Annotated in this window: 11 protein-coding genes; 7 read left to right on the top strand and 4 right to left on the bottom strand. The window is 66.9% G+C overall.

Going from position 1 to position 12,555, the window contains the following annotated elements; translation table 11 throughout:
* Positions 1 to 2 precede the first annotated feature (2 nt).
* The 7 genes from ACOZ4I_RS07285 (at position 3) to ACOZ4I_RS07315 (ending at position 7,168) form a co-directional block, all read left to right on the top strand.
* Positions 3 to 206, top strand: a complete 204-nt coding sequence (locus tag ACOZ4I_RS07285; RefSeq protein ID WP_424004478.1) for a hypothetical protein — start codon at positions 3 to 5, stop codon at positions 204 to 206.
* Between the two features lie 30 nt (positions 207 to 236).
* Positions 237 to 1,310 (top strand): Gfo/Idh/MocA family protein, encoded by a 1,074-nt coding sequence (locus tag ACOZ4I_RS07290; RefSeq protein ID WP_424004480.1) that lies wholly within the window; start codon positions 237 to 239, stop codon positions 1,308 to 1,310.
* Positions 1,311 to 1,351: 41 nt separating this feature from the next.
* On the top strand, positions 1,352 to 2,416 hold the full coding sequence (locus ACOZ4I_RS07295; protein WP_424004482.1) for a glucose 1-dehydrogenase: 1,065 nt from the start codon (positions 1,352 to 1,354) through the stop codon (positions 2,414 to 2,416).
* A gap of 269 nt (positions 2,417 to 2,685) precedes the next feature.
* Entirely contained in the window at positions 2,686 to 4,068 is a 1,383-nt protein-coding gene (locus tag ACOZ4I_RS07300) for an ABC transporter substrate-binding protein (RefSeq protein WP_424004484.1), read from the top strand.
* 148 nt (positions 4,069 to 4,216) lie between these two features.
* Positions 4,217 to 5,269, top strand: coding sequence for an HTH-type sugar sensing transcriptional regulator TrmB (gene trmB / locus ACOZ4I_RS07305; protein WP_424004486.1), 1,053 nt, complete (start codon positions 4,217 to 4,219; stop codon positions 5,267 to 5,269).
* Between the two features lie 399 nt (positions 5,270 to 5,668).
* Positions 5,669 to 6,403: a helix-turn-helix transcriptional regulator gene (locus tag ACOZ4I_RS07310; protein WP_424004488.1), complete on the top strand. Its 735-nt coding sequence runs from the start codon at positions 5,669 to 5,671 to the stop codon at positions 6,401 to 6,403.
* 51 nt (positions 6,404 to 6,454) lie between these two features.
* Entirely contained in the window at positions 6,455 to 7,168 is a 714-nt protein-coding gene (locus ACOZ4I_RS07315; RefSeq protein ID WP_424004490.1) for a dolichyl-phosphate hexose transferase, read from the top strand.
* A gap of 66 nt (positions 7,169 to 7,234) precedes the next feature.
* On the opposite strand, the gene ACOZ4I_RS07320 is transcribed toward ACOZ4I_RS07315, so the two are convergent.
* The 4 genes from ACOZ4I_RS07320 to ACOZ4I_RS07335 are packed head-to-tail and all read right to left on the bottom strand — an operon-like array spanning position 7,235 to position 12,554.
* Positions 7,235 to 7,789, bottom strand: coding sequence for a gluconate 2-dehydrogenase subunit 3 family protein (locus tag ACOZ4I_RS07320; protein ID WP_424004492.1), 555 nt, complete (start codon positions 7,787 to 7,789; stop codon positions 7,235 to 7,237).
* Positions 7,790 to 7,792: 3 nt separating this feature from the next.
* Positions 7,793 to 9,805 (bottom strand): ArnT family glycosyltransferase, encoded by a 2,013-nt coding sequence (locus ACOZ4I_RS07325; protein WP_424004494.1) that lies wholly within the window; start codon positions 9,803 to 9,805, stop codon positions 7,793 to 7,795.
* Positions 9,802 to 10,932: an ABC transporter ATP-binding protein gene (locus tag ACOZ4I_RS07330; protein ID WP_424004496.1), complete on the bottom strand. Its 1,131-nt coding sequence runs from the start codon at positions 10,930 to 10,932 to the stop codon at positions 9,802 to 9,804. The genes ACOZ4I_RS07325 and ACOZ4I_RS07330 overlap by 4 nt, the downstream gene beginning before the upstream one ends.
* Entirely contained in the window at positions 10,932 to 12,554 is a 1,623-nt protein-coding gene (locus tag ACOZ4I_RS07335) for an ABC transporter permease (protein ID WP_424004498.1), read from the bottom strand. The genes ACOZ4I_RS07330 and ACOZ4I_RS07335 overlap by 1 nt, the downstream gene beginning before the upstream one ends.
* Between the last annotated feature and the right edge of the window lies 1 nt (position 12,555).

Raw genomic sequence — 12,555 nt, forward strand, 5'->3', positions numbered from 1 at the left:
CGATGAGCAGCCACCTCGCGACGCTGTACTGGAGCGGGATGCTCGTCCTGTTTTTCTTCTGGGCGTACGGGATCGGCTCGTTCGTGCTGGACCTGAAGAACAAGATCGTGCCCGGGATCATTCAGTATCGGCGCGGTCGCCGCAAGGCGCGGGAACAACAGGAGCGCGAGGAGGAGCGCGAGGAGCGTGAAAAGCAGTTGTATTAATTATCGGACGGTCGACAGTATCGAGTACCAATGACCGAGACAGTGCGGATCGGAATCGTCGGGCTCGGGAACATCGCGCAGATTCACTGCCACAATCTGGACGCGCTCGATGAGTCGGTGTCTCTCGAAGCCGGGGTCGACATCGACCGCGATGCACGGGAGGCCTTCACCGCCGGGTACGGCGCTGCGACCTACGAGGACCCCGCGGAGATGTACGACTCGGTCGACGCCGTGCTCGTTACCACGCCGAACAAGTTCCACGAGCGGTACGTCGTCGACGCGCTCGAAGCGGGGCTGGACGTCTACGTCGAGAAGCCACTCGCCCACACCGTCGAGAGCGCGGAGCGAATCGCCGCGGCCGCGGCGGACGCCGAGGGATTTTGCATGGTCGGCTTTCACAACCGCTTTGCGAACCCGGTCGAGGCGCTCGTCGGCTACCGGGCCGACGGCGCCCTGGGCGACATCTCCCACATCGAGGCGAACTACGTCCGCCGCCGGGGCGTCCCCGGTCGCGGCTCGTGGTTCACGCGAAAGGACGTCGCCGGCGGCGGGGCGCTGATCGACATCGGCGCGCACGCCATCGACCTGTCGCTGCACCTCCTCGGGTATCCCGAGGTAACCGAGGTCACGGGCGAGACGCGCGCCCAGTTCGGCGTCGAGGACGACTACGCGTACGTCGACATGTGGGGCGAGGACGGCGGCGCGGCTGACTTCACGGTGGACGACTCGGCGAGCGCGTTCGTCCGCTGTGCAAACGGGACGACGATCTCGCTCGAAGTCGCCTGGGCGACGAACCGACCGGACAGCCAGGAGTACTACGTCCGCGGGACTGACGCCGGGGCCAAACTCGATCTCTCGGACGACTCGCTCACGATGTACGAGACCGTCGACAACGGAACGATGCACCACCGGACGACGGCCGTCGAGACGAAGGACGCGAACGCCCACCGGCGCACGCTGGGGCGGTTCGTCGACGCCGTCCGCGACGGGACGCCGCCCCATCGAAACACCGTCTCGCAGGCGCTGCGCGTCCAGCGGGTGCTGGACGCGATTTATCGGTCCAGCGACGCTGGCGCGGCCGTCAGCGTCGACGCGTCCGACTGAAGAAAGACTTAATCCGGAGTGTTTTGACTGTCCGCGTGCGCATGAAAGCAATTGGTGTTCGGCCCGACGCGGCCGGGCCCCAGCTTCTGGAGCGAGAGCGGCCAGTCCCCGAGACTGGCGAGGCGCTCGTCCGGACGCTGCGGGTCGGTGTTGACGGCACAGATCACGAGGTGATTAACGGCTCCCACGGCGGCTATCCCGACGGCGCGGAGCACATGATCCTCGGACACGAGGCGGTCGGCGTCGTGGAAGAGCCCAATGGCACGGGGCTCGAAGCGGGGCAGATCGTCGCGCCGACCGTCCGGCGCAAGCCCGGCGGGGAGACGAACGAGTACTTTCGCCGGGGCGAACCCGACATGGCCCCCGACGGCGACTACGTCGAACGCGGTATCGTCGGGGAACACGGCTTCATGGCGGAGTACTTCACGTCGCCGGCGGACTTTCTCGTCCCCGTCCCGGAGTCCGTCGCCGAGTACGGCTTCCTCGTCGAACCGCTCTCGATCACGGAGAAGGCAAACGAGCACGCCTACGCCACGCGCGAGCCCTTCGACTGGCGGCCGGAGTCGGCCTGCGTGCTCGGGAACGGCTCGCTCGGCCTGCTGACGCTGTGGATGCTCGAACAGGAGTACGATCGAACCTACTGCGTCGGTCGCCGCGACCGACCCGACCCGACCGTCGACATCATCGACCGGATCGAGAGCACGTACGTCGATTCGCGGGAGACGCCCGTCGACGAACTCCCGACGGACTACGAGGCGATGGACTACGTCTACGAGGCGACCGGGTTCGCCCCCCACGCCTTCCAGACGGTCAAGGCGCTCGACCAGAACGGCGTCGGCGTGCTGCTTGGCATCCCCGAACCCTGGGAGTTCGAGGTCGACGGCGGGGCGCTCCACAACGACATCGTCCTGCACAACAAGTGTCTCATCGGGACAGTCAACTCCCACGTCTCGCACTTCGAGGACGCCGTCGAGACGCTGCAAGAACTTCCGCAGTGGCTGCTCGACGACCTCGTCACGACGGTCGCCGACCCGGAGGACGTCGAGGCCGCGTTCGAGGACGGCGACGACCAGATCAAGGCCGTCGTCGAGTTCGATTCGCTGTAGCGGCGACCGCGCCCGCCGCTCCATCCGGGCACAGGACGGACTCGACTGGGGTATTTTGGGGACTTCGACGGCTAATATATATGAAGAATGATGTATGTACATGATTTATTTACTCGGTAGAGTATAATACTTTCAAGGCCTGAGGGGCCGGAAATCCGAACATAACGGCGTTTTAGGGAGATCGTTCCGTATGTGAAATGGCGATTTTTGCCATACAGAAGTATTAAGTATTAATCTTCAATACAGAATTGTGAGGTATTGGTGTACTCATGACTGACGATAACGCGGACAAGCGGTTGACACGACGTAACGCTCTTCGGATTGCCGGTGCTGCGGGTGCGGCCTCGCTCGCCGGTTGCGGTGGCAGCGGCGACGGCTCCAGCGGTGACGGTTCCAGCGGCGACGGCTCCAGCGGCGACGGCTCCAGCGGCGACGGCTCCAGCGGTGACGGCGAGAGCACGTCCAGTGGCACCCAGTACAGCACGCTGGAAGTCGCTCACTGGTGGGGCGAGGGCGACGGGCTGGAAGCCATCCAGTCCGTGATGGACGCGTTCAAGGAGCAGCACCCGGACGTTCCCTTCGACGAGAACCTCATCGCCGGCGGCGCCGGTGAGAACCTCCAGGCGAACATCCGGACCCGCGTCCAGAACGGGAACCACCCGAGCACGTGGCAGGCGTGGCCGGGCAAGAACCTGACCCCGTTCACCGACGCGAGTCTGCTGAAGGACATCGAGGAGTCGGTGTGGTCCCAGAACGGGATGAAGGACGCGTACCTCGGTGGGGTCAAGAACGCGGCCCAGCCCGGCGGTAACTACGTCACGGTCCCGCTCAACATCCACCGGCTCAACAACCTCTTCTACAACGTCGAGGTCGTCGAGGACGCGGGCGTCGACCCGACGAGCCTGGAGACGCCCGAGGACCTCGTCGGCGCGCTGCAGACGGTCGAGGACGCGGGCTACACGGGCATGGCACACCAGACCGGCAGCCCGTGGTCCAGCTTCCAGATGTTCGCCACCGTCCTGCTCGGCCAGACCGACGCAGAGACCTACAGCGCCATCTTCGAGGACGGCCAGGTCGACGCCAACAGCGACGCCCTGCAGACGGCGGTCGAGACGACCCAGTCCTACCTCGAGTACATCCCGAGCGACGCCGGCTCCATCTCGTGGACCGAGGCCAACAATCAGGTCATCAACGGCGAGGCGGCGTTCCTGCACCAGGGCGACTGGGCGGCGGGGACCTACATCACGAACGACCTCGTCTACGGCGAGGACTGGGACCACGTCGCGTTCCCGGGGACCGAGGGCTACTACTCGCTGAACATGGACTCGTTCCCGTACCCGATCAACAACCCGTCGCCCGAGGCGACGACGCTGTGGTGTCGCTTCGTCGGCACCGCCGAGGCTCAGGAGATCTTCAACCCCAAGAAGGGGTCAATTCCGCCGCGCTCCGACGTGAGCACCGAGCCCTTCAACGAGTTCTCGACGAGCCAGATCGAGGACTTCCAGAACAGCGAGGCCCAGCCGCCGTCGGTCGCTCACGGCCTGGCCGCCCCGCCCGCGGTCCAGTCCTCGCTCGAGTCCGCCATCTCGTCGCTGAACTCCGGGGCCGCCCCGGCCGACGTGGTGTCGCAGATATCGAGCGCTTACCAGTAACACGACGACTCTTTCGGAGTCCCGTCTCGTCGAGAGCCGGGATGCGATGCGGATAGCCCCGCTTCGAGCGGCTGAAACGGCCGTTTCGGTTCCCGCGAACCGGGCCGAGTGCCGAAGTTCTTAGTACTCGACTCGCAAACGCCTGCGTATGTCCAGTGACGACTTGGAAGCATCGCTCGAGCAGGTAATCGCGCGGTTCAATCTCGGCGAGTACGAGATCGCGGCGTATCTGGCCGTCCTGCAGCACGGCGAACTGACGGCGTCTGAAATTTCCGAGAACACGGATATCCCGCAGCCGCGGGTGTACGACACCGTCAGGAGCCTCAGCGACGTGGGACTGGTCGAACTCAAGGAGTCTCGTCCGATGAAAGTGCTGGCCATCGACCCCCGGGAGGCCTTCGAGGGGATCCAGAACTCCCTCGACGATCTGGTCGACGACCTCTCCTCGCGCTACACCGCGCCCGCGAGAGAACCCGAGGCGGTCTCGCTGGTCAAGTCCCGTCCGACGATTCTCCGGTACCTCGAAGACATCATCGACACTGCGGAGTACGAACTGACGCTCTCGCTGACGCCGGCGCTGCTTGATCGTTTCGAAGACCGACTCGCGGAGCGAAAGCGGTCGGGAATCGCTATCGAGATACTCATCTCCCCGGCGTCGGACGCGCCGGACCCGGAGCGGTTCGACTACCAGTCTATCGCCACAACAGTCAAGGGGCGACGCGGCATCACGACGCCAGTCGTCGCTGTCGCGGACGGGAACTACTCGATGTACGCGACCCGCGAGAGCGTTCGCGGCGACACCGACCGCTACGGCGTCATCTTCAATCGATCCGAACTCGGCTTCCTCGTCTCCGGCTTTCTCAACACGGTGCTGTGGACGACGTCCGAGGTCATCACCGGCGACGGCGACGGACTGCCGTTCCCGCGGCGCTACGGCACGATCCGCCGGTGCATCTCCGACCTGACGACGCTCGAAGGTGAGTTCTACGCCACCATCGAGGGTCGAGACGTGGAGACGGGCGACCACCGGGTGATCGAGGGCAAGGTCGATCAGGCGTCGTTCAGTTCCAACCGCGAGGTGGCGACGCTGGTCGTCCAGACCGCGGACGGATCGGTCGAAGTCGGTGGACAGGTCGCGACCTACGAGGACATCGAGGCCTACGAGATCCGCGTGGGGCGCGACGAACCGCCGGACGCCTGATCCCAGGACGACGCCGTCGCTCCGTGAGAACTGGACTGAGACACTGAGAGCCGTGGGCGGGCAACCCACGGCTTCGCATGACCCGTCGGGCAGACGAGCGCTTGTCAGAGGCGTGTCACGGTCACTGCCCGATGACGAACGGTCCACGAGACCCAGGTAGTGTCCGTCGCAGTCAGCGGGGACGTGGTCACGTGGCGGACAGCAATCTTCCATCCGTTCCAATAGATAAAAAAGATGAGCACATCTCCGAGGAAAAAATCTAGTCGGGACGGGAGTCTTCCTCGCATTCCAGACCAGTCCGTTACAAATGGAAACTGATATGTGGCCCCCTGCCGAGTGATATGGTAACTGTTCAACATGGTCCGAGACTCCGTCGTACAGTACGTCAGTACGTCGTCTGTGAGGACGGATATCGTCGGGGCCCTGTGTCCGGCGGACCGGACCACTGCCGACCTGTTAGCGGATCTCGACGCGAGCGAGTCGGCAGTCTACGACGCGCTCGCCAATCTGGAACGTCGCGGACTGCTCCGCTCTGCGGACGGGACGTGGCGACTGACTGGAACGGGTCGACTCGTCGCCGACACGATCCATCGCCAGCGACTCATTGAGCAACTCATCGAAGGAGACGCCGAGTACTGGGAGCGCCACGACGCCTCGGTCATCCCCCAGCCGTTCAGGCACCGACTCTGCGAACTCGGCTCGTACGAGGTCGTTCGCGGCACACAGACGGACATCGACCGGCCCGTTCGCGAGGTGGTCACCCGCGTCGAGAGCGTCGAGAACTGTCAGGTCGTCTCGCCCGTGTACCACCGGGAGTACGAGGCGGCGATGCCGGACACCCCAGGTTCGCGTCTGGTGGTCGGGTGCGACGTAATCGACGGGATGATCGATGCCGGTATCGACGACGGCGACAGGCGGACCTTCGACGAGACGGCCGTCCGTGTGACGCCGGTCGACTACGCGCTTGGCGTCTCGACCGAGTGGGTGATCCTGACCCTACCCCAGATGGACGGCGAGTGGCCCTCGGCCAAACTCGTCTCCGAGACCGACGAAGCGGTGGCCTGGGGCAGTGATCTCTTCGAATCGCTCTGGACGGATGCGACGCCGCTCGGGACGTACCTCGCGGATCACTGAGGTTTCGGCGAACCTAAACATTCAAGGCGGGTGGGGACAGACAACGGGGCAATGAGTACCCAGACAGCCACACAACAGGAGAGAGAGGCGTTCACGTTCGACGACCTCGCCGTCGTCATGGGCACGTACAACGAGGCCGAAGCCATCGGCTCGGTCCTCGAAGACATCGACTCGGTGACCGACGGGCGCGCCGAGGTCGTCTGCGTCGACGGTTCCAGCGACCGGACGCCCGAGATCGCCCGCGAGCACGGCGCGACGGTGATCGAACAGGAACCGCAGGGCTACGGCGTCGCGGTCCGCGAGGCGGTCCTGACGCCGGATCGGCCGGTCGTCGTGACGACCGACTGTGACGACACGTACCCGATGGAACGCCTTCCGGACTTCCTCGACGAGATCAACGACGGTGCCGACGTGGTCAGCGGCGACCGCCTGTACTACGGGGCCGACGAGATGCCGGGGATGAACAAACTCGGTAACGAACTGTTCGCACTGCTCGCGAGCGTCCTCATGGGCGAGCGCGTCCACGACACGACGACCGGCATGCGCGCGTACCGCCGCGAGGTCGTCCAGAAGATCGCCTGGACCGAGAACACCGGTCTCTCGGCGGAGCTGCTCATGCGGCCGCTGATGCGCGGCTACGATGTCCGCGAGCGCCCCATCGAGTACGACGAGCGCAAAGGCGAGACGAAACTCGATCCGTTCTCGGGCGGCGCGGCCATCGCGAAGTCGATCGTTCGGGTCGCGCTGGAAGAGCGGTTCCGGTAGCGAGAGGCTCTGAGTTCTCTTCCCGGGATCCTCCGCCCACACTCGGGAGACCGTCGCCGTCCCGGACTACGACCGCTCGTCCGGCGGCCGCTGGTAACTGGTGGTCCCCCCGGGGTGACCCTGCGGGTTCTCGATGCCGACGAGTTCCCCGCCGGTCGGCGAGCTGTAAAGCGCGAACAGGAGGTCGTTGACGAGGTAGTAGCGGACGCGCTCTCGCGGGTCGCCGTCGGGATCGGGGTCCGCGAGGCCGACGCCCATGCCGCTCAACGTCTCTTCGCGCGTCGCTGGATCGAGGGCCGCGAAGGACTCGTCTTCCCACTCCCGGGCGTACGCGTCCAGCGCGTCCACGGCCTCGGCCATCGCCACCGCCCGGTCGGGGTCGGCGTCGACCCGGCCGGCGAGGTAGCGCTCGACGAACGACTCCACGCCGTCGACCTCGCTCGGGTAGACGACTGCTGCGACCGCGAGGTAGGTCTCGCGGTCGTGGTCGCCGAACCCGGTGTCCGTCCGATCGTCGTCTCGGTCGTCCCACGAGAGCGCGACCGCGCCGACGCCGACGGTGACGCCCGCAGCGGCGAGTGCTTTCAGCGCGTCGCGCCTGGTGAGTTCGTAGTCAGTCATCTGTTAGCCCTCGGTCTTTCGAACCGTCGTGGTCGCGTTCATGCCGATTCCCTCCCGGTGCGACCCGGGGACGTAGGCCGCCTGCCCGCCGCAACGCCGGGGGACCGTACACACTTCGAGGCGCGGGGTGAGCGTCTTGACGCCACCGTCGGTCCGCTCTACGGGGAGGTCGGCGCGATACGTGAATCCAGCGCCCGTCCCGTAGTCGACGAACATAACGAGCGTGACCGTCCCGTCTTCGGGCGTGGCGACGGTCACTGCCTCCTCAATGCCCTCGCCCGCGAGCCGCGTGCTGTTCCGGTCGGTCACCAGCCGGAGGTCGAGCGGCTCGGTCCCGCGGACGGTGGCGTAGTCGCTCTCCTCGCCGTTCGTGAGCCGGATGGACACCAGTGCGGCCTGCTCCGGAACCGTCGCGGCCACGTCGGTTCGGACCGCCTCGCCCTCGGCGACCGTGACGCGCTGGAGGCGCGGTTCGACGGCGCGGCCGAGGTAGGGGACCCACTCGCCGCGGTAGACGTAGCGGTAGTAGGTCCTGTCCGGGTAGGCGTCGACGACGTCGAACTGGCGGTGTTGCATCGCGTAGACGGTGTCGCCGTCGAAGCCAGGATCGTTTCGCACGGCCTGGAACGGATGATTGAGCCACTGGCCGTACGGTGTCGGGAGGAAGACGAGCGCGCCGTCGAGGTCCCGCTCTTCGAACGGCTCGTAGGCCTGTTCGAACTGCTGGGTCACGGCGTAGTTGTCCGATACTGGACCGGCGGCCGCCGCGACGGTCGCGCCGCCGCCGACGGCGGCCAGACAGAGCGTCGCGACCACGAGCGCGGGCCTGAGACGGTCACCGCTGACCTGCTCCGCGACCGCGGCGCGGAACCAACGGGTAGCCGCGAGGACGCCGACCGCGCCGAACGCGGCCGTCGGCACGAGCACGTCGACGTGGTAGAACGGGCCGAGGAAGGCGACCAGCCCGTCGGTCGGATCGCCGAGGTCGCCGAGCATGTTCACGGTCCCCCAGAAGTAGAGGTTCCCGAGCGGGACCGAGAGGAAGACGCCGGCGAGCGCGGCCTGTCGGCTGTCGAGGCCGCGCCGGAGCGCCGCGGCGACGCCGCCGAGCGCCGCGAGCGTCCCGAGCGGGCCGGCGACGACCCACTGGGTCGCGAGCTTCCACAGCAGTTCGGCGTTCGCGTCGAGCGACATCGCGGGCGTGAACTCCCGCGAGTACCCGCGAATCTCCCGGTAGCCGAAGCCGAGCCCGTCCAGCGGGGCGAACGCCTCGTAGGGAAACAGGAGCGCGGAGCCGGTGACGACGCGGTTGTACGCGAGCGTCGCGGCGACGCCGGTGAGGCCGCAAACGGCCGTCACAGTCAGGCGTTGGACGCGGGCACGGTCCAGCGTCCGAAGCCGCCAGAGGGCGTGGACGATGAACGGCGACGCGAACAGCACGGCCGTGTACGGCCTGGCGAAGAAGGCGAGGCCAACCGAGAGGCCCGCGAGCGCCGCGGTGCGTCGGCTCCCCGTTCGGTCGGCGCGGAGGTACGCCGCGGCAAACCCGAGGTTCCACAGCATCGTCGGCACGTACGAGAGAAACACCGAGGCGTCGATGAGGAACAGCGGCGACCCGAGCATGAGGGCGCTCGCGACGACGCCGGTCTGCTCGTCGAACGCCTCGCGAGCGGTGTGGTAGGTCAGCGCCAGCGCGCCGGCCGCGATCAGCGCGAGCGCGACCCGGTAGCCCCCCAGCAGTTTGCCGACGGCGAACATCGCCGCGGGGACCGGCGCGTACTTCGGGTACAGCCGCCCCCCGTCGGTCACGAAGAACCAGGGCCGAAAGGTCTCCTCGACGGGCGGGTACAGGAACAGTTGCCCCTCTAGCAACATCGCGGCCTGCTGGAGGTAGACCCCCTCGTCGTGGTTGGTTGTGTGGTGCGGGAAGACGAGGTGCGCGAGCGCGAAGACGACGAGGCCGCCCAGTACGGCGACGACGCCGGCCTGTACCGCCGGCCGTCGGAGCCGCTTCATTCGGTGGGGTACCAGGCCAGTTCGTGGTCCGCGGCGAGGTCGACTTCCACCGGCTGGCCCGGTTCGAACGTCTCGACGTGGTTGTGCATGCAGTGGACCACGTCGCCGCTGTGAAGCTCGACGCGGTAGACGAACGACGGCCCGTTGTACTGGCGGTGGACGACGTAGCCGTCGGCCTTCGGCTCCGTGGTGGGCATCGCCGTCAGGTCGTCGGGGCGGACGAGCACGTCGACCATCGCGCCCTTGTAGGCCTCGACCGGCCCGTTCAGCAGGTCCACGTCGAACGACCCGAGGCCCGTTTCGAGCACGTCGCCGGTCACCCGCGCCGAGAGGAAGCTCGCCTGGCCGAGGAAGCTCGCGACGAACCGGCTCTCGGGGTTCTCGAACACCTCGGCCGGGTCGCCGACCTGCGCGATGGTCCCGTCGTTCATGATGGCGACCCGGTCGCTGATCGAGAGGGCCTCCTCCTGGTCGTGCGTGACCGAGATGGCGGTGACGCCGGCGCGCTTCAGAATCTTGCGGACCTCCTCGCGCATCTCGACGCGCAGGCGCACGTCGAGGTTCGAGAAGGGCTCGTCGAGCAAGAGCACGTCCGGCTCCGGGGCCAGCGACCGGGCCAGCGCGACGCGCTGCTGCTGGCCGCCGGATAGCTGGCTCGGCATCTTGTCGTGGTGGGATTCGAGGTCGACCAGTGCGAGCAGGTCGTCGACCCGCTGGGACGCCGTCTCGTCATCCATCTCGGTCAGCCCGAAGGCGATGTTCTCGGCGACGGTGAGGTGCGGAAAGAGGGCGTAGTCCTGAAAAACGATGCCGACGTTTCGCTCCTCGGGCTTGCGGAACGTCGAGCCGTCGGCGATGACCTCGTCGGCGATGGAGATGCGACCGTCGGTGGGCCGCTCCAGTCCGGCGATCATCCGCAGCGTCGTCGTCTTCCCGCACCCGGACGGGCCGAGCAAGGTCAGCAGTTCGCCGTCGTTCACGTCGAGCGAGAGGTCTTCGACGGCGACCTCGTTCCCGTAGTCCTTGGACACGTCCTCGATGGAGAGGACGGTCCGGTCGGGGTTCTCTACCGCCGCGTCGACGGTGTCGAAGTCGGCCGTCTGCTGTGTGCGCGTTTGTTCAGACATTACGAGGTGTCCTCCCGTCGAAGGATGACCAGCATCGAGAGCCCGGAGAGGGCGACGAGCACGAGCGCGGGGACCGCCGCCTGTCCGTAGTAGCCGGCACCCTGGACGAGCCAGATGTACGTTACGAACGTCTCGAAGCCCGTGGGGCGTAACATCAGCGTTGCCGGCAATTCCTTCATGGTGGTCAGGAACACCAGCGCGGCCCCGGCGACGATGCCGGGCGCGACCAGCGGCAGGACCACCTGCCGGAACGCCGACAGCGGGCCGTAGCCCAGCGAGCGGGCGGCCTCGATGTACTGTGGGTCCACCTGGAGAACCGAGGATTCTGTCGAGCCGACGGCCTGTGGCAGGAACCGGACGACGTAGGCGAACACCAGCAGGACGACGCTCTGGTAGAGGAAGGGGACGTACCGGAGCCCGAGGTACACCAGCGCGAGGCCGAGGACGACGCCGGGCACGGCGTAGCCGACGTAGGTGGCCCGCTCCGGCAGCGACGAGACGCCGGTCGTCCCGCGGGCCGAGAGGTAGGCGATGGGGAGGGCCGCGACGACGCAGATGGCGGCCGCGGCGGCGGCCAGTCCGACCGAGTTCCAGGCGTAGGCCGCCTCGAACGTGAAGCCGCCGCCCGCGTAGCCCGTGCCCGAGCGGACGAGCCACCGCACCAGGATGCCGACGGGCAGCGCGAGACACAGCGCGGCGATGGCGGCGCAAAAGAGGACCGCCGGGAGCTTCCAGTAGCCGAGTTGGATGGTCCCGGGCCGTCTCGACCCGCTGCTGACGTAGGCCCCTTCGCGACCGGCGCTCAGACGGGACTCGACGGCGAGGATGCCAAGCGCCATTACGAGCAACAGCATGGAGAGGATCGACGCGTAGTCCAGTCGGCGCGCGCCGAACTCGTTGTAGATCATCCGCGTGAACACGTCGTACTGCATGATGGCGGGCGTCCCGAAGTCCGAGAGCGCGTACAGCGCGACCAGCAGCGCGCCGGCGGCGATGCCCGGCGCGATCTGGGGGAACGTCACCCGGCGAAAGGCCTGCCAGCGGGTGTGGTTCAGCGTCCGCGCGGCCTCGACCACGGTCCCGTCGAACGACAGCAGCGACGCGCGCGTGGTGAGAAAGACGTAGGGGTACGTAAACAGCGTCAGGACCAGCACCGCGCCGTGGAGCCCGTAGATGGTGGGGAGCTGTTCGATTCCGAGCGGTGCGAGCAGGTCCGCGAGGACGCCGCGCGGGCCGAACGCCGAGACGAACGCGAACGCGCCGATGTAGCTCGGCACGACGAGCGGCAGCGCCGAGGTGATCGTCCAGAAGCGCTTGAACGGCAGATCGGTCTGGACGGTGAGGATCGCGAGGGGGACGCCGACGAGTATCGACGCGATCGTGACGCCGCCGACGAGCGCGAGCGTGTTCAGCGTCACCGAGACGGTAGTCTCGCTGGTCAGTAGTTCCAACGCGTGGCTGAACTCGATCTCGCCTGCGCGGAGGAACAGCCACACCAGTGGCGAGAGCAAGAGCAGCGAGATTGCGAGCGAGACCACTGCGAGCAGCGTGGGCGGCGACGAGTCTCGGGTCGCCTCCGTCGCCTGCTCCCGAAGCCGTTCGTAGCGGTCGCTCGTGCCCATG

Origin of the sequence: Haloarcula salina, from assembly GCF_049603855.1 — an archaeon.
GTDB lineage: Archaea > Halobacteriota > Halobacteria > Halobacteriales > Haloarculaceae > Haloarcula > Haloarcula salina_A.

Excerpts from the sequence above, each read along its gene's own strand:
- ACOZ4I_RS07285 (WP_424004478.1), top strand. The coding sequence starts at position 3 with ATGAGCAGCCACCTCGCGACGCTGTACTGGAGCGGGATGCTCGTCCTG.
- ACOZ4I_RS07290 (WP_424004480.1), top strand. The coding sequence starts at position 237 with ATGACCGAGACAGTGCGGATCGGAATCGTCGGGCTCGGGAACATCGCG.
- ACOZ4I_RS07295 (WP_424004482.1), top strand. The coding sequence starts at position 1,352 with ATGAAAGCAATTGGTGTTCGGCCCGACGCGGCCGGGCCCCAGCTTCTG.
- ACOZ4I_RS07300 (WP_424004484.1), top strand. The coding sequence starts at position 2,686 with ATGACTGACGATAACGCGGACAAGCGGTTGACACGACGTAACGCTCTT.
- trmB (WP_424004486.1), top strand. The coding sequence starts at position 4,217 with ATGTCCAGTGACGACTTGGAAGCATCGCTCGAGCAGGTAATCGCGCGG.
- ACOZ4I_RS07315 (WP_424004490.1), top strand. The coding sequence starts at position 6,455 with ATGAGTACCCAGACAGCCACACAACAGGAGAGAGAGGCGTTCACGTTC.
- ACOZ4I_RS07320 (WP_424004492.1), bottom strand. The coding sequence starts at position 7,789 with ATGACTGACTACGAACTCACCAGGCGCGACGCGCTGAAAGCACTCGCC.
- ACOZ4I_RS07325 (WP_424004494.1), bottom strand. The coding sequence starts at position 9,805 with ATGAAGCGGCTCCGACGGCCGGCGGTACAGGCCGGCGTCGTCGCCGTA.
- ACOZ4I_RS07330 (WP_424004496.1), bottom strand. The coding sequence starts at position 10,932 with ATGTCTGAACAAACGCGCACACAGCAGACGGCCGACTTCGACACCGTC.
- ACOZ4I_RS07335 (WP_424004498.1), bottom strand. The coding sequence starts at position 12,554 with ATGGGCACGAGCGACCGCTACGAACGGCTTCGGGAGCAGGCGACGGAG.